Annotated in this window: 21 protein-coding genes; 10 read left to right on the plus strand and 11 right to left on the minus strand. The window is 46.4% G+C overall.

Annotated elements, in window-relative coordinates; genetic code table 11:
* Nucleotides 1-145 precede the first annotated feature (145 nt).
* Both AB6E54_RS17920 and AB6E54_RS17925 read right to left on the minus strand, forming a co-directional pair.
* A complete protein-coding gene (locus AB6E54_RS17920; protein WP_009848104.1) occupies nucleotides 146-409 on the minus strand; it encodes a YihD family protein in 264 nt (87 codons plus the stop codon).
* A gap of 131 nt (nucleotides 410-540) precedes the next feature.
* Nucleotides 541-708 (minus strand): hypothetical protein, encoded by a 168-nt coding sequence (locus AB6E54_RS17925; protein WP_004739323.1) that lies wholly within the window; start codon nucleotides 706-708, stop codon nucleotides 541-543.
* 283 nt (nucleotides 709-991) lie between these two features.
* On the opposite strand from AB6E54_RS17925, the gene AB6E54_RS17930 reads away from it, so the two are divergent.
* Nucleotides 992-1,783: a sporulation protein gene (locus tag AB6E54_RS17930; RefSeq protein WP_372106615.1), complete on the plus strand. Its 792-nt coding sequence runs from the start codon at nucleotides 992-994 to the stop codon at nucleotides 1,781-1,783.
* A 156-nt stretch (nucleotides 1,784-1,939) separates the two neighbouring features.
* Nucleotides 1,940-2,593 carry a hemolysin III family protein gene (locus AB6E54_RS17935; RefSeq protein ID WP_102331969.1) on the plus strand — a complete coding sequence of 218 codons (654 nt, stop codon included), beginning with the start codon at nucleotides 1,940-1,942 and terminating at the stop codon, nucleotides 2,591-2,593.
* Here AB6E54_RS17935 and AB6E54_RS17940 read toward each other — a convergent pair.
* The 6 genes from AB6E54_RS17940 to def form a co-directional block, all read right to left on the minus strand.
* Entirely contained in the window at nucleotides 2,590-3,165 is a 576-nt protein-coding gene (locus tag AB6E54_RS17940; RefSeq protein WP_102331968.1) for a DUF3157 family protein, read from the minus strand. The two genes, AB6E54_RS17935 and AB6E54_RS17940, sit on opposite strands and share 4 nt — an antisense overlap.
* 26 nt (nucleotides 3,166-3,191) lie before the next feature.
* Nucleotides 3,192-4,637 carry a TrkH family potassium uptake protein gene (locus AB6E54_RS17945; RefSeq protein ID WP_017077319.1) on the minus strand — a complete coding sequence of 482 codons (1,446 nt, stop codon included), beginning with the start codon at nucleotides 4,635-4,637 and terminating at the stop codon, nucleotides 3,192-3,194.
* A 96-nt stretch (nucleotides 4,638-4,733) separates the two neighbouring features.
* Nucleotides 4,734-6,110 (minus strand): Trk system potassium transporter TrkA, encoded by a 1,377-nt coding sequence (gene trkA, locus AB6E54_RS17950; protein ID WP_004735766.1) that lies wholly within the window; start codon nucleotides 6,108-6,110, stop codon nucleotides 4,734-4,736.
* Between the two features lie 109 nt (nucleotides 6,111-6,219).
* Nucleotides 6,220-7,500, minus strand: a complete 1,281-nt coding sequence (gene rsmB, locus AB6E54_RS17955; protein ID WP_017063007.1) for a 16S rRNA (cytosine(967)-C(5))-methyltransferase RsmB — start codon at nucleotides 7,498-7,500, stop codon at nucleotides 6,220-6,222.
* 92 nt (nucleotides 7,501-7,592) lie between these two features.
* On the minus strand, nucleotides 7,593-8,540 hold the full coding sequence (fmt, locus tag AB6E54_RS17960; protein ID WP_017063006.1) for a methionyl-tRNA formyltransferase: 948 nt from the start codon (nucleotides 8,538-8,540) through the stop codon (nucleotides 7,593-7,595).
* 37 nt (nucleotides 8,541-8,577) lie between these two features.
* Nucleotides 8,578-9,090: a peptide deformylase gene (def, locus tag AB6E54_RS17965; RefSeq protein ID WP_017058772.1), complete on the minus strand. Its 513-nt coding sequence runs from the start codon at nucleotides 9,088-9,090 to the stop codon at nucleotides 8,578-8,580.
* A gap of 140 nt (nucleotides 9,091-9,230) precedes the next feature.
* Between def and AB6E54_RS17970 the strand changes: the two genes are divergently transcribed.
* Genes AB6E54_RS17970 through AB6E54_RS17985 form a run of 4 tightly spaced genes read left to right on the plus strand, consistent with a single transcriptional unit; the run spans nucleotide 9,231 to nucleotide 12,493 of the window.
* The gene (locus tag AB6E54_RS17970; RefSeq protein ID WP_102331967.1) at nucleotides 9,231-10,322 is read left to right on the plus strand and encodes a LysM peptidoglycan-binding domain-containing protein; all 1,092 of its coding nucleotides are present in this window, start codon (nucleotides 9,231-9,233) and stop codon (nucleotides 10,320-10,322) included.
* Entirely contained in the window at nucleotides 10,319-11,431 is a 1,113-nt protein-coding gene (gene dprA, locus AB6E54_RS17975) for a DNA-processing protein DprA (RefSeq protein ID WP_017071760.1), read from the plus strand. Before AB6E54_RS17970 ends, dprA begins: the two co-directional genes overlap by 4 nt.
* Nucleotides 11,432-11,434: 3 nt before the next feature.
* Nucleotides 11,435-11,911, plus strand: a complete 477-nt coding sequence (locus AB6E54_RS17980) for a DUF494 family protein (protein ID WP_029235095.1) — start codon at nucleotides 11,435-11,437, stop codon at nucleotides 11,909-11,911.
* A 12-nt stretch (nucleotides 11,912-11,923) separates the two neighbouring features.
* A complete protein-coding gene (locus AB6E54_RS17985) occupies nucleotides 11,924-12,493 on the plus strand; it encodes a type I DNA topoisomerase (protein WP_102331966.1) in 570 nt (189 codons plus the stop codon).
* A gap of 88 nt (nucleotides 12,494-12,581) precedes the next feature.
* On the opposite strand, the gene AB6E54_RS17990 is transcribed toward AB6E54_RS17985, so the two are convergent.
* Nucleotides 12,582-13,712 (minus strand): 5-(carboxyamino)imidazole ribonucleotide synthase, encoded by a 1,131-nt coding sequence (locus tag AB6E54_RS17990; protein WP_102321074.1) that lies wholly within the window; start codon nucleotides 13,710-13,712, stop codon nucleotides 12,582-12,584.
* 5 nt (nucleotides 13,713-13,717) lie between these two features.
* The gene (gene purE / locus AB6E54_RS17995; protein ID WP_004735777.1) at nucleotides 13,718-14,203 is read right to left on the minus strand and encodes a 5-(carboxyamino)imidazole ribonucleotide mutase; all 486 of its coding nucleotides are present in this window, start codon (nucleotides 14,201-14,203) and stop codon (nucleotides 13,718-13,720) included.
* Nucleotides 14,204-14,398: 195 nt separating this feature from the next.
* Between purE and AB6E54_RS18000 the strand changes: the two genes are divergently transcribed.
* The 4 genes from AB6E54_RS18000 to AB6E54_RS18015 all read left to right on the plus strand — a co-directional run bounded on the left by AB6E54_RS18000 (nucleotide 14,399) and on the right by AB6E54_RS18015 (nucleotide 17,088).
* Nucleotides 14,399-14,956 carry an L-threonylcarbamoyladenylate synthase gene (locus AB6E54_RS18000; protein WP_065584144.1) on the plus strand — a complete coding sequence of 186 codons (558 nt, stop codon included), beginning with the start codon at nucleotides 14,399-14,401 and terminating at the stop codon, nucleotides 14,954-14,956.
* Between the two features lie 19 nt (nucleotides 14,957-14,975).
* Nucleotides 14,976-15,893 carry an oxygen-dependent coproporphyrinogen oxidase gene (hemF, locus tag AB6E54_RS18005; protein ID WP_017069580.1) on the plus strand — a complete coding sequence of 306 codons (918 nt, stop codon included), beginning with the start codon at nucleotides 14,976-14,978 and terminating at the stop codon, nucleotides 15,891-15,893.
* Nucleotides 15,894-15,970: 77 nt separating this feature from the next.
* Entirely contained in the window at nucleotides 15,971-16,801 is an 831-nt protein-coding gene (gene aroE / locus AB6E54_RS18010; protein ID WP_017067739.1) for a shikimate dehydrogenase, read from the plus strand.
* Between the two features lie 17 nt (nucleotides 16,802-16,818).
* Entirely contained in the window at nucleotides 16,819-17,088 is a 270-nt protein-coding gene (locus AB6E54_RS18015; protein WP_102331965.1) for a DUF1488 domain-containing protein, read from the plus strand.
* Here AB6E54_RS18015 and AB6E54_RS18020 read toward each other — a convergent pair.
* Nucleotides 17,085-17,630: a gamma carbonic anhydrase family protein gene (locus AB6E54_RS18020; RefSeq protein ID WP_017058763.1), complete on the minus strand. Its 546-nt coding sequence runs from the start codon at nucleotides 17,628-17,630 to the stop codon at nucleotides 17,085-17,087. The two genes, AB6E54_RS18015 and AB6E54_RS18020, sit on opposite strands and share 4 nt — an antisense overlap.
* Nucleotides 17,631-17,741: the final 111 nt, after the last annotated feature.

Here is a 17,741-nt window from a genome sequence, read left to right on the forward strand (position 1 = left end):
TTTAACGCTATCAACCTTTAACAACAAAAGTCATAACAGTTGTGACGAAAAAATAGCGAACAGAAACAAAAAAGCGACCTGGTGGTCGCTTTTTAAAATTGAGTGTTTTATCTATACGGCAATTGAGCTCTAAACTAACGGGCGACTAAAGAAGGCCACGTGCTTTTAGAATTGCGGTTTTGAAATCATCTTCTTGGTCTTTTTTCAGGCCCGGGATCATCTCATCTTTTTCGCTGTTGCGCATTTTTAGGTGATAGATAAGAACATCGTCAGTCAGTTCTTCAAGCTTGCCTTGATAGCCCGCTTCTTTTGATAGCTTAATGATGAACTCTAATAGGTTAAGCTCTTGATCTTTCTGCCACTCAGGCTCCATCAGTTCAAGCAGTTCTTCAATGCGGTGACACTTCATACTTTATTTCTCCACAAATTTTATAATGATTTGTGGCTAAGGTATCAAATCGGGTAGGGAATACCAATGTGTAAACACATTTCAAGATGGGAGCGGGCAAGAAAAAAGCGCAGTAAAAACTGCGCTTTTTGTTAAGCGGCTTTAATCACTTTCGTTGTAGTCGGTGCTAATAAAGCAGTCTTCTCAACTAGAGTCATTGTAGGAGCCAATTTCTTAGCCGTTGGAGCAGCAACAAAGCCACTACGACGACGCATCGCACTACGGTTGGTGTGCGAGAACCTGACAGCTGTTGGGCGCATTAATTTACCTAACGGTCAGGCATATCCATTGCCAATCTAATGGCCTGATTTACCATGAGCTCCACCTCAATTGCTTGAAGCGTCACTCGTCTGGCTTTCGCCAATCCGAAGAATAAATCAGGATAATGATATGCATGCATATCAAGGCTTAGATTATCACTATCTAAGTTATCGATCGACGCCTGAGTGATAAATAGACGATATTAGAGCTAAAATAGTGTGAGCAGTATATTTGAGTTTGAACCTCTTTCAGGCTTAAGATGATGCTTTAAAGGAGGTGCATATGTCGTTCTTAAAGAAAACGTTAGCAAGTTTTGGAATTGGATCTGCCAAGGTGGATTCTGTATTGCAACAGGAAGTGCTTTATCCAGGCAAGAAGGCGAGCATTATTGTGCATGTCTATGGTGGCGCTCAGCCACAAGAGATCGACAATATCGATCTCAACTTGTGCTGTCGTTACGTCAAAGAAATTACTATGAATTCGCAAAGGCAAGAGGGCGGTCAAACACGTCGAATGCACCAGACATACTCGTTGGCCAAATGGAGCCTGCCGTATGCCTTTGTTATTCAGCCGGGTGAAATCCGTGATTTTGAATGTGAGTTTGATGTCCCGCTGAACACACCTGTCACGATTGGTGATTCAAAGGTGTGGCTAGAAACCGGGCTCGATATTGCGATGGCGATTGATCCATCGGATAAAGACATCTTAACGGTGCGCCCTGACGCACTCCTCGATGGTATTTTTAACGAGCTTGAAGCTCAAGGGCTGCGTATTCGCCAAGTTGAGTGCGAAGCAGTAGAGGGCTTTGAACTGCCATTTGTTCAAGAGTTCGAGTTTGTTCCTACCACTGGTCCATATCATGGCCGTTGGCGTGAGCTTGAGGTTGTAGCTCATCGTGATGAAACTGAGCTTAAGTTGTGGTTTGAGATAGACCGTAATCGCGATGGTGCAAAAGGCATGTTGGCGAGCTTGTTAGGCATTGGCCAACTGCAGCGTCAATTGAGTGTGCCATTGGATACGTCACCACAAGATGCGGGCAAGATGGTACTTGAGTATCTAGACAACGCATCTTAGTTAGCCCTTTGGTTCTGTAGCTTTAGAGACCTTAGCTTCATCACACCGTTTAGGCGTTATTAATGTCATAAAAGATGTCATAAAAATTTAAGCTTACACGTGTAAGCTTAATGTGCAATACTAGGCAAATCGAACATTTACTCTAGTAGGATAATCATGTCTGCATCATCGGCGAGCGAATACAGTGACATCGAAGAACGCGCCAATGCGATAACCCATGGCTTGGGTGTTGTGCTTGGCGTGGTTGGTTTAGTCCTGTTACTGATTCGTGCGTTTGATTACCAAGCCGACATGCTTACTGTTGCCAGTATGGCGGTGTATGGCAGCAGTATTATTCTGCTCTTTCTTGCTTCCACGTTGTACCACTCGATCACCACTGAGAAAACCAAGCGCTTACTCAAAACACTCGATCACTGTGCGATTTATTTGCTGATCGCGGGCAGTTACACGCCGTTTCTCTTGGTGGGCTTAAGAACCCCATTAGCGATGGGCTTGATGGCGGTGATCTGGGGAATTGCGCTGGTGGGCATCATCATGAAGATTGCCTTCGTCTACCGATTTAAGCGTCTATCGCTGTTCATTTACTTAGCGATGGGTTGGTTGTCGTTGATTGTAGTCTATCAACTGGCGATGAATATCGAGATGGGTGGTTTGGTGCTACTAGCACTCGGTGGCGTGATTTACTCGTTGGGTGTGATTTTCTATGTGGCAAAACGCATCCCTTACAATCATGCTATCTGGCATTTGTTTGTGTTGGCGGGCTGCGCTTGCCATTTCTTCGCTATCTATCTGTACGTGACTCCGGTTTAACGAGTCAGCACTTCAACGATTTCAGCTTTGATTTGGTACTCAGGGTGCTGTTCAACCGCTAGTTTGATGGAAGTACCTTCGGCATCTGTTTTTGGTCGAAGGTAGGTATCAGCCATACGCTTAATTGATTTCCAAACGGCTACCGTTTTCTCTTCTAATAATTCACTGCTTGCTGAATACAGATCGAGTTTTACCGATACTAAGATCACGGCTTGTGTGCTTTGGTTAGTAATCGCGGTTGGGATAATCAGCTCACCGTCTTCATAGTGACTTGCGCCTAGCACTACATCTACCCCTGACTGAGATAGCTGTAAGCTTGGCTTTTTGCTATCAACGACAATCGTCGTACCACGCACGTTAGTCGCAACTGGAACTGCCACAACAGGCGCTGCAGTCTCTGATGTTGTCGTTGCTGCTTCCGTTTGCTTTGGTGCCACGTATTGCCAAGTAAAATCATCTTTGAGTAACACTTGCTTGCCATCAGGCAAGGTGACCATTTGATCAGCAAAGGCAGAACTTACGAATACTGAGTTTGCGAGCAATGCGCTAGCGAGAAGTACGTATGATTTCATCTGTGTTTCCTTGATTTTGTGCTTGGTTAACGTCGCCAAAAGGCTGGGAAAAATAGAACAATGAGCGTCAATATCTCGAGTCGCCCCATCAGCATTCCTAAGCTTAGCAACCATTTAGCGGCGTCGGGCAGTGGAGCAAAGTTCCCGGTTGGACCGATAACGCTGCCCATACCAGGACCAACGTTGGCAACGGCTGTGATAGCGCCAGATATACTGGTTACAGGATCAAGTCCCATCGCGCTCAAGCCGCCTGCAATTAAGATAATCGTGATAAAGAACATCAAACCAAATGCCACGAGTGAACGCACAATATCGTCATTCACAGGTCGCTGATTGTAGCGTTGAACAAACACGCCTGATGGGTGAATCAGCTTCATCATTTGTTTGTGGAGCATGGTCATCGCAATCTGGAAGCGGAAGATCTTGATACCACCAGAGGTTGAACCTGAGCACGCGCCCGCCATCATTAAAAAGGCAAACAGCGTGGTAGGCAAAGCGCCCCACGCGGTGAAATCTTCTAAGCCAAACCCGGTTGTGGTTACGACTGACACAATATTGAACATCGAAACACGCATCGCATCCATGACCGTGTAGCCATCTCTAACCACCAACCATGTCGATATCACGGCACTGGTGACTAAGAATAGATAGGTGAAGCCTCTCACTTGCGCGTCTTTGTAGAGGATTGAGAGTTTTCTGCCACGCAGTGCGCTAACGAACAGTAGGAACGGCAGACCACCAAGGAACATGAACAGGGTTCCCACCCAGTGAGCACTGTTAGAGAAGTGGTTCATCGAGCCATCTGATGTTGAGTAACCACCCGTAGACAGTGTTGTGAAGGCATGATTGATCGCGTCAAAGATGCCCATGCCTGCAAAGAGATAGCTAATGATGCACAAGCCAGTCAGAACCAGATAAACCGCCACGATGTTCTTCGCGACCGTTTTTGCTCGTGGGCTGCTTTTATCTGACCAGTCGGATGATTCGGTTTGGAACAGGCGCATACCACCGACGTTGAGCATTGGCAGAACCGCTACCGCCATAACGATGAAGCCGATGCCACCTAACCATTGCAATATAGAACGCCACAACAGAATGCTTGGTGCCATGCTGTCTAAGCCGCTTAATACGGTTGAGCCTGTTGTGGTGATACCAGACATGGTTTCAAAATAGGCGTCAGTGAAGCTGATGTGGTTGATGAAGACAAACGGCAGTGCAGCAAAGGCACTGGCTATCGTCCATACCAGAGAGGTGATCAGGAACATGTCCCGCACCCCAAGTCGGAACTTAGCGGAGCGCCCTAAGCTCAAGCAGATGAACGCCACAATGTGCGTGATCACTACCGATTGACCAAACTCGAGGAAGCCACCGGTGCCTGTGAAAAAGGCAACCAATGTGGGGATGTACATGAAAAGGGCGAGTTTTGATAACACTAACCCTATCACTAATAATATCGGACGAAAGTTGACCATAGCTTAATAGACCATAGCTTTAATTGATTACAGCTTTGTGCCGGAGCGTCGTTCTCACAAGAAGAAGGTTGCGAGAAGATACTTACGAGAACAAGGCTATAAGAAGAACGGGCTCGGTTGGAATAGAGACTCAACATCAGGTACGTATTTCTTGTCCACTAGGAACATCACTACGTGGTCATCTTGTTCGATTACGGTTCTATCGTGCGCGATAAGTACTTCTTCTCCGCGAACAATCGCACCAATAGTGGTGCCCGGTGGTAGCTTGATGTCGCCAATCGCTCGGCCAACCACTTTCGATGTGGTTTCGTCACCGTGAGCAATGGCTTCGATCGCCTCTGCAGCGCCGCGACGTAGAGATGATACGTTAACAATATCAGCACGACGAACGTGAGTAAGCAGCGCAGAAATGGTCGCTTGCTGTGGAGAGATAGCAATATCAATCACGCCACCCTGAACAAGGTCTACGTAAGCACCACGCTGAATCAGTACCATTACCTTCTTGGCACCCATTCGCTTCGCCAGCATTGCTGACATGATGTTGGTTTCATCTTCATTGGTTAGGGCAATGAACACGTCCACTTGATCGATGTTCTCTTCGGTCAGCAGTTCTTGGTCGGCTGCATCACCACAGAATACGATGGTGTTTTCTAATTCTTCAGATAGTTTCTCGGCGCGAGTATAGCTGCGCTCGATAAGTTTGATGCTGTAGCTCTGTTCAAGGCGTTTTGCCAAGCTTGCACCAATGTTACCACCGCCAACAATCATGATGCGACGATACGGTTTCTCTAGACGCTGAAGCTCACTCATTACTGAGCGGATATGGTTACTCGCTGCCACAAAGAAAACCTCATCATCGGCTTCAATGATGGTAGTACCTTGTGGGCGAATAGGGCGACCTTGACGGAAGATAGCGGCAACACGAGTATCAATGTGCGGCATGTGCTCACGCAAAGCAGAAAGTGCATTACCAACCAATGGTCCACCGTAATAAGCTTTTACTGCTACTAGGCTAACCTTCTGTTCAGCAAAGCTCACAACCTGCAATGCACCTGGATATTGAATCAGACGCTCGATGTAGCTAGTGACGAGTTCTTCTGGGGCAATTAAATGATCGACCGGAATCGCACCTGATTTGAAGAGTGCTTCTTTCTCTTCTAGGTATTGAGGAGAACGAATACGAGCAATACGGTTTGGCGTGTTAAACAGAGAGAAAGCAACCTGACACGCAGCCATATTGGTTTCATCCATATTGGTTACGGCAACCAACATGTCGGCATCTTGCGCACCTGCTTCACGTAGTGTGTTTGGGTGGCTGGCATAACCGTTTACAACCCTAAGGTCGTACTTATCCTGAAGTTCACGAAGTCGGTCAGCATTACGGTCGACAATGGTGATGTCGTTGTTTTCACCAACTAGGTTTTCAGCAAGGGTACCGCCAACTTGTCCAGCACCTAGGATAATGATCTTCATAGCCTTTCTCTTATTTTTGCCGTTGTAATTCTAGTGCGTGCATTTTGCTTCGATAATGCACTAGAAAGAAACAGCGGCTAAGAAATAAATTCTTAGCCGCTGTTAGTTGTTATGCCTGTTTTACTAGAACAGCGTAGTAGAAGCCATCCATATCTTCTTCCCCAGGCAGTATTTGACGACCCGGATTTTCGATATCAGACCCAACCAGCGTTGCGTTCTCTGTACGTGCTAGGAATGCTTTCACTTGCAGCACGTTTTCTTGCGGCGTGATAGAACATGTCGCATAAACCATGGTGCCGCCTTCTTTCAGCTGACGCCACATAGCATCCATAATCTCGCTTTGCAGTTCAGCCAGCGCGTCAATGTCAGATGCACGACGTAGCCACTTGATGTCAGGGTGACGGCGAATTACGCCAGTCGCTGAACAAGGTGCATCAAGCAGAATACGGTCGAACTTATCACCCATCCACCACTCTTCAGGGTAGCGAGCATCGCCACAAATTACGTCGGCACGTAGTTGTAGGCGCTCAAGGTTATCGTAAACACGGTCTAGACGTTTGATGTCGCAGTCAATCGCAACCACTTCAGTATCGTTGGTATGCTCAAGAATGTGTGCCGTTTTACCACCTGGCGCAGCACAGCAATCTAGGATCAGCTCACCATCTTTTGGTGTTAGGTAATCAACCGAAAGCTGAGCAGCAGCGTCTTGCACAGATACCCAACCTCTGTCGAAGCCAGGAAGCAAAGTAACATCACAAGGTGCAGCTAATTTTATGGCATCGGCTGCTTCAGGGTGCAATGTGTATTCAATGTTTTCGTTTTTAAGCAGCTCAACATACTCGTCACGAGTGTGGTGTTGGCGGTTAACGCGCAGCCACATTGGTGCCTTGCTGTTGTTTGCTTCAACCAGTTGCTCCCATTGATCTGGGTAGCTCTCTTGAAGCATTTTTAGAATCCAGCTTGGGTGGCCGTATTTGCCTGCATTGTGGCTAACGGCTTTCTCGTCTAGTTCTTCTTGGTCACGTAGGTAGCTACGTAGTACAGCGTTGATCAAACCACTCAGGCTTGGACCACGCAGTGTTTTAGTACCCTCAACCGTTTCAGCAACCGCAGCATGCGAAGGGATACGCATAAAGCTTAGTTGGTAAATGCCCACCAAGATTAGGTGGTGGAATACACGCTTTTTACCTTTAAGCGGGTTTTCCATCAGTTCGTTAGCGATTGACTCTAAACGAGGCAGATAACGAAGTGCGCCGTAGCAAATCTCTTGCAGTAGAGCATGGTCTCGCGGACGGATCGTTTTTTGAGCCGCAGGGAGAGCGTGTGAAAGAGAGTGGCCTTTATCGACAACTTGGAATAGGACATTTGCAGCAGCAGCGCGAACATTCATGAGGGGTACCGAATATTTATTTGAATACATGAGGACATCTCTGCCCTCGTAAAGGTTTTCTAAGCTGTGTAATTAACAGCTTTAAAAGCGGATTAAGAAAGTTGAGTACCAACTTCAAACCAGCTTGCACGTGAGTTCAAGATATCCTGAACTGACATGGCTTTCTTACCTGGAACTTGTAGCTGTTCAAGAACAAGTACGCCTTGTCCTGTCGCTACGTAGATACCAGTTTTATCCGCTTGCAGAATTGTACCTGAAGGCTTATCAGAAGTTTGCTCTGCCACACGGCTTTGCCATACTTTGATGCTGTTCTCAGCAGCTTCAAAGTGGCTCATTGGCCATGGGTTGAAGGCACGAACGCAGCGTTCAATATGCGCAGCTTCATCACTCCAGTTGATACGCGCTTCTTCTTTGCTTAGCTTCTTCGCGTAGTTCGCAAGCTCATCGTCTTGCTTTTCTGCAACTGCTTTGCCAGAAGCGATGTCCGCTAGACATTCAACAAGCGCGTCAGGGCCAAGGCCCGCTAACTTCTCGTACATTGATGCGCTGGTATCTGTCGCTTCGATAGGCAGCGTTGCGATGCTTAGCATGTCGCCAGTATCTAGGCCGATATCCATCTGCATGATCGTCACGCCTGTCTCTTTATCACCTGCCCAAATAGAGCGTTGAATCGGAGCAGCACCACGCCAGCGCGGTAGGATAGAGCCATGTACGTTGATACAACCTAAGCGAGGCGTATCTAATACAACCTGCGGAAGCAATAAGCCGTAAGCGACAACAACCATGATGTCAGCGTTCAATTCAGCTAGCTCTTGCTTAGCCTCATCTGACTTGAAGTTTTCTGGTTGGTAAACCGGAATATTGTTTTCAAGTGCGATGTTTTTTACTGGGCTCGCAGTGAGTTTTTTACCGCGGCCTGCTGGGCGATCTGGCTGTGTGTAAACAGCAACAACTTCATGCTCCGAAGACAACAACGCCGCCAAGTGACGGGCGGCGAAATCCGGAGTACCTGCAAAGACAATTCTTAAAGACTGACTCAAGGTAGGCTTCCTTCTAATTTAGTAATAGCAGCGGTTATTAACCTTGTTTCTCGTTGAAACGTTTAATCTTCGCTAGCTTATCTTGGATACGTTTACGCTTTAGTGGCGATAGGTAATCAACAAACAACTTGCCTTCTAGGTGGTCAAGTTCGTGCTGAACACAGATAGCCAGAAGGTCGTCAGCGTCGAATGTGAATTCGTTGCCGTCACGGTCTAGTGCTTTAACCGTTACTTCTGCAGCGCGAGGTACTAGAGCTCGAGCGCCTGGTACAGATAGGCAGCCTTCTTCGATTCCATCTTCGCCGCGCTTCTCAGTAATTTCAGGGTTGATAAGCACCATTGGCTCATCACGTGTTTCTGAAATATCGATAACAACGATGCGTTGGTGGAAATCTACTTGCGTTGCCGCAAGGCCGATACCTTCTTCGTCGTACATGGTTTCAATCATGTCATCAACGAACTTTTGAATCTCTGGGGTAACTTCTTTTACCGGTTTCGCCACGGTACGTAGACGATCATCTGGTAATGTTAATACTTGTAATACAGACATATACACTCGAAATATTGAACTGTGCCGAAACAGCTTAAACCTTGTTGGCTCAATTCTAGACATTTTAGAGGTCAAATGACAGCATCCTGAAGGTAATTCTCCAATCAGATGTCATATATTCAGACCAAGGAACCTAGGTCATGCGTCATTTATTGCCTGCTTTATCTCTTATTTGTGCCTCGATTTCGTTCGCCGCTACGGCTGAAAATAGTGAGCAACCTTTAACCATTAAACAGGGCGCACCTGAGGCGTATGTGGTGGTTAAGGGCGATACTTTGTGGGATATCTCTGCGATGTATCTCGATAGTCCATGGTTGTGGCCAAGGTTATGGCAGGTCAATCCAGAGATAGAAAACCCTCACCTTATTTATCCCGGAGATAAACTGTCTTTGGTTTGGATTAATGGCGAGCCTGTATTGAGCCTCAAGCCTGTTATCAAGCTTAGCCCTAAGATTCGTGTCTCTGAGAAGAAAGCAGTACCTACCGTCAACGAGGGACTGGTTCTACCTTATTTACAGTCTGATCGCTTGGTAGAGCAGCAAGATATCGAATCGGCACAACGAGTATTAGGAACCAGTGATGGCAAACGCTTCTTATCGGGTGAAGACCGGTTGTTTATCTCGGGCAACCAACAACATCAAAAGTGGGGTATTTACCGCGCCGTTGAAACCTACCAGCGACAGCAACCTCAAGCGAGTATGACCTCGTTGCGTTTGGTCGCCACGGCGCGCTTAAAAGAAGTGGATGCTGAGTTCAGCAGCTTGCAGATAGACACTCAGCTGCAAGAGGTATTGCTGAACGACCTTGTGCTACCAGAACTTGGTGTTGATCAGGTGAAGCTCTCTACCACGTTTTATCCTGCACCTAGTGCGGCGGGTCAATTTGCTAATATCTTGGGCTCATTAGATGGCAGCCAATACAGCGCGAAGAATCAGGTGGTAGTGATCAACAAAGGTTCACAGGATAACCTTCGCCAAGGTTCTATGTTTACCCTCAGCGAAAGCGGTGCGGTGGTGTTTGGTAAGCAAGGTGAATACAGTTATAAAGAGTCTGCGGCGAGCGATAAGGTGCAATTGCCAAGTACCTCGCTGGGTAGCTTGATGGTCATTCGTCCTTATGAGTATTTTAGCCTCGCGTTGATCACTCAGAGCTCTAAGCCTGTTAGCAAGGGCATTCTGGCAGTATCGCCTTTGGATCTTGCTTTGACAGAAGAGGTTAAGGGCACCGAGTGAATGAGCAACAACTGAGTGCTTGGCTAACTCTAAGTTTTGTTCCTCAATTGGGTGGCAAACGCCTTTCTCGCCTGCTGAGTATCGATTCCCCTTCGAACATTGTTGGCTACTCAAGCCAGCAGCTGCAAGTGATGGGTTTATCAGGCAAACAAATCTCTTATCTAAGAGAGCAAGCCCCAAGAGAAGTGGAGGCTTGCTTATCATGGCAAGCAAAACAGCCTAACCATCACATCATTACCCCTAATTGCCCACATTATCCCAAACTGCTTAATGAGATTGCCTCTGCGCCCAGTGTTCTTTTCGTTAAAGGTCACGTTGAAAAACTGATCGAGCCTCAAATCGCGATGGTCGGCAGCCGCAATGCCAGTATTGAAGGACTGCAGACCGCCAAGTCCTTCGCCAAAGAGTTTGTCCAAAACGGTTTAATTGTCACCAGTGGCTTAGCTTTAGGTATCGATGGCTATGCTCATGATGGTGCTCTAGATAAAAGAGGGGAAACTTTTGCAGTGTTGGGGTCTGGCTTGGACTCCATTTATCCTGCCCGCCACCGAAATCTAGCTGAGAGGATCTGTGAGAACGGAGCGCTGATTTCAGAGTTTCGACCGAGTGCTAAACCAAGACCTGAACATTTCCCCCGTCGTAACCGTATTATAAGTGGCTTGTCGTTAGGAACCTTGGTGGTGGAAGCGGCTGAGAAGAGTGGCTCTTTAATTACCGCTCGCTATGCCATGGAGCAAGGTCGAGAAGTGTTTGCGCTGCCCGGTTCTATTCATAGCCCAACCAGTCGCGGAGGTAACAGTCTCATCAAAGCTGGAGCATGTTTAGTGCAAAATGCTCAAGATGTTCTGATTGAAATAAAGAGTCTGTTAAACTGGTCTATAGATCAGCAGCCGAGCTTATTCGAACCTACGCCGAATGAGGGTGAAAATGAACAATTGCCATTTCCACAGCTGTTAGCTAACGTAGGATTAGAGGCGACACCCGTTGATATTTTGGCACAGAGAACCCATATACCTGTGCATGAAGTCATGATGCAGCTTTTAGAGCTTGAGCTCTCAGGGCATGTTGTTGCAGTTTCCGGTGGCTATATTCGAAAGGGGAGAGGCTAAGCTATGATGATGGACATACTGATGTACTTGTTTGAAACCTACATCCATAGCGATTCTGAATTGCAGGTGGATCAAGACGAACTTGAAGATGAACTTCTTCGAGCGGGGTTTCACCAAGATGATATTTATAAGGCTCTCCATTGGTTAGAAGACCTTGCTGCACTGCAAGATACCGATAACCAAGCGGCGATTACTATGTGCTCTAATACCTCGATGCGTGTTTACACAAGTAAAGAGATATCACGTATTAATATGGAGTGTCGTGGTTTCTTGTTGTTCCTTGAGCAGATCAACGTCCTCACGACAGAGATTCGTGAAATGGTGATTGATCGTGTCATGGGGTTAGAGACCAATGAATTTGAGTTGGATGATCTGAAGTGGATTATCTTAATGGTACTGTTCAATGTACCGGGTAATGAAAGTGCTTACACGCAAATGGAAGAGCTGTTGTACACCAAAGAGCAAGGTATCTTGCATTAATACAGGCTTATCATGAGTAGTAAGATTGATAATCAGCTTTTTTCAGCACATGAACATGCGTTTGAGCATGAACCATGTCCACAGTGTGGTGGGGAGCTTCAGCTTCGCCACGGTAAGCACGGCCCATTTTTAGGCTGTAAGCAGTATCCGAGCTGTGATTACATCAAGCCTCTTCATCAAAATGATGGTCATGTGGTGAAAGAGCTGGGCGTTCCGTGTCCTAAATGCCAAAACGAATTGGTATTAAGGCAAGGTCGCTTTGGGATGTTCATTGGCTGTAGCAGTTATCCAGAGTGTAATCACATCGAATCTTTGGACCAACCGAAAGAACAACCTGAAGAGCAGCCACTTGTTGCCTGCCCTGAGTGTGGTCGAGGCCACTTGGTTGAGCGTAAATCTCGCTATGGCAAAACCTTCTATGCGTGTGATAACTACCCTAAGTGTAAGTTCGCCGTTAATCAGCCACCTGTTATAGGTCGTTGTGAACAGTGCCAGTTCCCGTTGTTACTTGAGAAGAAAACAGCCAGTGGTACCAAGAAGCAATGCGCTGATCGCAAGTGTCACCACATTCAATCTCAATAACTCGATATTATAGACACAAAAAAACGGCGCTCACTGAGCGCCGTTTTTGTATCCAATAAACTTTTCATATCAATAAGCCAATGTAGGCTTACTTCATCTGCTCAGCAAACTCATGCACAGCAGGGTAGGCTTGCTTATCAAGAATCTCAGCCAATGAGCACAAAGCTCTTTGTAATTCTGCGTTGTAGTCAGCGCTCACGTTAATGTGACCCATCTTGCGACCTGCACGCTTTTCTTTGCCATACCAATGAACATGACAACCACCTTGAGCAAGAATAGCCTCAGGAAGAGTATCTTCGCCAAGAATGTTGATCATTGCGGTTGGACGAATCAGTTTAGTGCTACCTAGTGGCATGCCACACACTGCACGTAGGTGGTTTTCAAACTGACAAGTCTCTGCGCCTTGTTGCGTCCAGTGGCCCGAGTTATGAACACGTGGTGCAATCTCATTAACAAGCAGTGAACCTTGAACATCAAAGAACTCAAGTGCTAGCACGCCAACGTAATCTAAACGCTCAGCAATGGCAGTGAACATGGCTTTAGCTTGCTCTTGCAGTTCAATGTCATCAATCGCTGTCGATAAGCTCAACACGCCGTCGGTGTGAACATTCTCAGCCAGTGGATACACTTGAACCTCGCCATTGGTATCACGAGCACCAACCAGTGATACTTCGCGGTCAAACGGAACAAACTCTTCAGCCACAATCGCTTGGTTGTCGGTCGCGGTAATGCACTCAGCCATTTCTGCCCAAGTCGCGTCAACATTGTCTAATGTCTTTAAGCGCCATTGGCCCTTGCCGTCGTAGCCGCCAAGTGTGCTCTTCAACACCATTGGTAAGCCAACGTGAGCAATTGCAGCGTCAAAGTCTTCGCGAGAGTTAACCACGTAGTACTTAGCATTCTTCACGTTCGCTTCGTCTAACAGGGCTTTTTCAAGACGACGGTCACCGCCAGCTTTGATTGCTTCTGTTGTCGGTAAGAACTTACCGCTGCGCTCACACACCTCAAGTACATCGTGAGGAATATGTTCGAATTCAGCAGTAATGACGTCCGCACGCTCAATCGCATTTTCTAAGCCGTTACCTAGAATCGCTTGCGTTAATGGGTGAACAATATTTTTGCTGCCAACATCAAAAGCAGAAATTTCAATATTCAGCGGTGCCCCAGCTAGGGACATCATGCGAGCAAGTTGGCCCGCGCCTAACACAAGAACATGCATGGAAATTAGTCCTCTGCAGGGTTTGGATTAGCCAAAACCGTTTCTGTTTGCTCAGAACGGAATGCTTCTACTTTTGCCATTACTTCTTCATTGTGTGTACCAATGATTTGAGCCGCTAGGATGCCTGCATTGGCAGCGCCAGCTTCACCGATAGCCAAAGTACCTACCGCGATACCTTTTGGCATCTGCACGATAGAAAGCAGAGAGTCCATGCCTTTCAGTGCTTTAGACTGAACTGGAACACCCAGAACTGGTACGCTTGTGAAAGCAGCAGCCATGCCCGGAAGGTGCGCTGCACCGCCAGCACCAGCAATAATTACTTTAATACCGCGCTCTTTCGCACTGGTTGCGTAGTCTGCAAGCAACTGAGGTGTGCGGTGAGCAGAAACCACTTTTGTTTCGTACGCCACGCCAAACTGATCCAACATTTCTGCAGCTAGCTTCATTGTTGGCCAATCAGATTTAGAACCCATGATAATACCGACAGTCATCTCAAACTCCTTCAGGTACGATTTAATTAGTGATTAGATATTTTGCGCGCATTATACGGGTAAAATTACTTAAGGAAAACGTTTGCGTCAGTCTAAGTTGTTAATTGATACATTTTATAAACAAATAGCTTTAGTCACAGTGAATGATAATTTGTACACTTAGCGAGTTCGATAACTGACTTAATGAGGCAACCCGTGGATAACTTTCAACATACTTTGCAGGCATTACAACAAGGTGAAGTCATTGCTTACCCGACTGAAGGCGTTTTTGGGGTCGGTTGTGATCCCGATAATCCACAAGCCATCAAGAAATTACTCGACTTAAAACAACGACCGATCGAGAAAGGGTTGATCTTAATTGCTGCAAGTTACGAGCAACTGTTACCTTACATTGATGAAAGCCAGTTGACGGAAGAACAGTTGGTAACAGTGAAAGCGACATGGCCAGGTCCGGTCACTTGGATTATGCCAACCAGCAGCAAAGTTACTGACTGGGTAAGTGGTCAATTTGATTCCATCGCGGTACGAGTGACTGATCACCCTTTGGTTCAAAGAATGTGTAATGAGTTTGGTAAGCCGTTAACCTCTACCAGTGCTAACCTGACCGGCGAGCCGCCTTGTATGACGACTGAAGAAGTTAAGCAGCAACTTGGCCAACATTTGGTGGCTATTTTAGAAGGTCAAACGGGTGGTCGTGAGAAGCCAAGCGAAATTAGAGATGCAAAAACGTCGAAAATATTAAGACAGGGCTAAACCCTGCAAAGGAAGTAAGATGTCAGCAATTGATAAAGAAGCAGTAAAGCAGTTTTTACTGAGCCTACAAGATTCGATTTGCCAGCAGCTTGAGCAAGCTGATGGTGTAGCGTTGTTTGAAGAAGATGCATGGGAGCGAGAACCTGGCGATCGTCTAGGTGGCGGTGGTCGTACTCGCGTGATGACCAATGGTGCTTTATTTGAACAGGGTGGAGTTAACTTCTCTCACGTCGCTGGTAAAGCAATGCCTGCCTCTGCAACCGCTCACCGTCCTGAGTTAGCCGGACGTAAGTTTGAGGCGATGGGGGTTTCATTAGTTATCCACCCTAAAAACCCATATATCCCAACCTCACACGCGAACGTTCGATTCTTCATTGCGGAAAAAGAAGGGGAAGACCCGATTTGGTGGTTTGGTGGTGGTTTTGACTTAACGCCATTTTATCCTGTCGATGAAGATTGCCAATCTTGGCATCAAACTGCTAAAGATCTTTGTGCGCCGTTTGGTGATGATGTTTATCAAGAACACAAAGAGTGGTGTGATAAGTACTTCTATCTTCCTCACCGAGACGAAACACGTGGTGTTGGTGGTCTGTTCTTTGATGACTTAAATGAGTGGGGTTTCGATAAGAGCTTTGCTTATATGCAGGCTGTCGGTGAAGGTTTTGCTGCGGCGTACTTACCTATTGTCGAGCGTCGCAAAGATACACCTTATGGCGAACGTGAGCGTGACTTCCAACTATACCGTCGTGGCCGCTATGTTGAATTCAACCTAGTTTACGACCGTGGTACCTTATTTGGCCTGCAAAGCGGTGGGCGCACAGAGTCTATATTGATGTCGATGCCGCCGTTGGCTCGTTGGGAATATCGCTATGAACCGCAAGCGGGCTCACCAGAAGCTCTGCTTTATAGTGACTACCTCAAACCTCGAGTTTGGTAGTTCTTCCTTCCTTATAGGGATAGTGATAGGGTCATCTATATAGATGACCCTTTTTATTATTTCTGTTAGGTAAGGATATGACACAGCAAGTAGATCGTTATGCCGTTTTCGGTAATCCTATTGGGCAAAGCAAATCGCCATTCATTCACACATTATTTGCTCGCCAAACCAGCCAACAACTTACCTATACAGCATTACAGCCAGAGCACGGTCAATTTATCACTGCTGCCAAAACCTTTTTCAGCGAAGGTGGTCGAGGGTGCAATGTCACAGCGCCTTTTAAAGAAGATGCCTATCAGTTAGCCAATCGCCTAACTGAGAGAGCTGAACTAGCTGGTGCCGTAAATACCCTTAAGAAGTTAGATGATGGAGAGATCATTGGTGATAACACCGATGGTGAGGGCTTAGTTCAAGACCTGCTTCAACATCAAGTCACGCTAAAAGGAGCACGTGTTCTTCTTCTTGGCGCTGGTGGTGCTGCGAGAGGAGTGATTCAACCTCTTCTCGACCAAAAGCCACAACAGCTGGTGGTCGCTAATCGAACCAGCTCCAAGGCTGAACTTCTGGCTGAGATGTTTTCGTCGCATGGCAACATCAAGGGGATGGGGCTAAGTGATGTTAATGAAGGCTTTGATGTCATTATTAACTCTACCTCATCTGGTCTAAGCGGGCAGCTTCCTGAAGTGTCTGAGGTGATTTTCAATTCTACTAGCGCCGTTTATGACATGGTTTATGGATCTGGAACGACGGTATTCAATCAATGGGCATTAGATAATGGTGTTCATGCTGCTTATGATGGTTTGGGTATGCTAGTGGGGCAGGCAGCAGAAAGCTTTATGCTTTGGCGTGGTCTTCGTCCGGGAACAAAACAGATTTTAAGAGAATTACGTAAAAATCTAGAGATGTAATGGGGTGTTTATAAAAAATGAATCAATCAATTCTATTTCCTGATATCCAAGATTGGGATGAAGAGGGCCGAACAATCACGTTCCCAGCACAACAGTCGGGCGCATTGATCGAATGTGTCATGTCTATTGAGGAATTATCACGATTGGCAGGTAAAGATATAGAAGAAGGCGATCAAGCTTTAGTTATCTTTTCAGAGTTACGTTTCGATATTGAAGAGCTAGCGGAAGAGTTAATAGAAGAAGAGGAGTATGACTCCTCTAATCGGATTCAGATCAAAGCGCTTTAGACTGAAATTACAGAGTCTAGATAGTCATTTTTATTCTGAACGTAGTTGTCTGCAGACTTCTGTAGAAAGGCACGCTCTTTATCATTTAATGGGCGAGCTTGTTTTACTGGGCTTCCTACATAGAGGTAACCGCTTTCAAGTACCTTGTTTGGTGGCACTAAGCTACCAGCACCAATCATCACTTCTTTTTGGATAATCACGCCATCCAACACGATCGCTCCCATACCAACAAGTACACGATCCTCAATAGTGCAGCCATGCAGCATTACTTTATGCCCGATAGTGACATCATTACCTATTAAGAGAGGATAACCGTCAGGGTTTTCAGCATTCTTATGGGTGACGTGCAAGACACTACCATCTTGGATATTCGTTCTCTCTCCAATATGAATGTGGTTCACATCCCCTCGAGCTGCAACCAAAGGCCACACGCTAGAGTCGTTACCGATTTTGATATCACCAACCAGTACTGAACTGGTATCTATATAGACACCTTGCCCAATCTGAGGGGATATTCCTTTATAACTGCGTATTGAACTCATAAATCCTCCTTTATATAGGCACCTTAAGCCCTTAATTAAGAGGAATACTAGTGAAAATGGGGTGTTTTGAACAAAAAACGCTCGAACAATCAAAAAAGTAAGAAAAACTTC

Origin of the sequence: Vibrio sp. 10N.247.311.49, from assembly GCF_041467655.1 — a bacterium.
In the GTDB taxonomy this organism is placed as follows: domain Bacteria; phylum Pseudomonadota; class Gammaproteobacteria; order Enterobacterales; family Vibrionaceae; genus Vibrio; species Vibrio crassostreae_C.

Coding starts and splice junctions, on each gene's coding strand:
- AB6E54_RS17920 (WP_009848104.1), bottom strand. CDS start 409: ATGAAGTGTCACCGCATTGAAGAACTGCTTGAACTGATGGAGCCTGAG.
- AB6E54_RS17925 (WP_004739323.1), bottom strand. CDS start 708: ATGCGCCCAACAGCTGTCAGGTTCTCGCACACCAACCGTAGTGCGATG.
- AB6E54_RS17930 (WP_372106615.1), top strand. CDS start 992: ATGTCGTTCTTAAAGAAAACGTTAGCAAGTTTTGGAATTGGATCTGCC.
- AB6E54_RS17935 (WP_102331969.1), top strand. CDS start 1,940: ATGTCTGCATCATCGGCGAGCGAATACAGTGACATCGAAGAACGCGCC.
- AB6E54_RS17940 (WP_102331968.1), bottom strand. CDS start 3,165: ATGAAATCATACGTACTTCTCGCTAGCGCATTGCTCGCAAACTCAGTA.
- AB6E54_RS17945 (WP_017077319.1), bottom strand. CDS start 4,637: ATGGTCAACTTTCGTCCGATATTATTAGTGATAGGGTTAGTGTTATCA.
- trkA (WP_004735766.1), bottom strand. CDS start 6,110: ATGAAGATCATTATCCTAGGTGCTGGACAAGTTGGCGGTACCCTTGCT.
- rsmB (WP_017063007.1), bottom strand. CDS start 7,500: ATGAATGTTCGCGCTGCTGCTGCAAATGTCCTATTCCAAGTTGTCGAT.
- def (WP_017058772.1), bottom strand. CDS start 9,090: ATGTCTGTATTACAAGTATTAACATTACCAGATGATCGTCTACGTACC.
- AB6E54_RS17970 (WP_102331967.1), top strand. CDS start 9,231: ATGCGTCATTTATTGCCTGCTTTATCTCTTATTTGTGCCTCGATTTCG.
- AB6E54_RS17980 (WP_029235095.1), top strand. CDS start 11,435: ATGATGATGGACATACTGATGTACTTGTTTGAAACCTACATCCATAGC.
- AB6E54_RS17985 (WP_102331966.1), top strand. CDS start 11,924: ATGAGTAGTAAGATTGATAATCAGCTTTTTTCAGCACATGAACATGCG.
- AB6E54_RS17990 (WP_102321074.1), bottom strand. CDS start 13,712: ATGCATGTTCTTGTGTTAGGCGCGGGCCAACTTGCTCGCATGATGTCC.
- purE (WP_004735777.1), bottom strand. CDS start 14,203: ATGACTGTCGGTATTATCATGGGTTCTAAATCTGATTGGCCAACAATG.
- hemF (WP_017069580.1), top strand. CDS start 14,976: ATGTCAGCAATTGATAAAGAAGCAGTAAAGCAGTTTTTACTGAGCCTA.
- aroE (WP_017067739.1), top strand. CDS start 15,971: ATGACACAGCAAGTAGATCGTTATGCCGTTTTCGGTAATCCTATTGGG.
- AB6E54_RS18015 (WP_102331965.1), top strand. CDS start 16,819: ATGAATCAATCAATTCTATTTCCTGATATCCAAGATTGGGATGAAGAG.
- AB6E54_RS18020 (WP_017058763.1), bottom strand. CDS start 17,630: ATGAGTTCAATACGCAGTTATAAAGGAATATCCCCTCAGATTGGGCAA.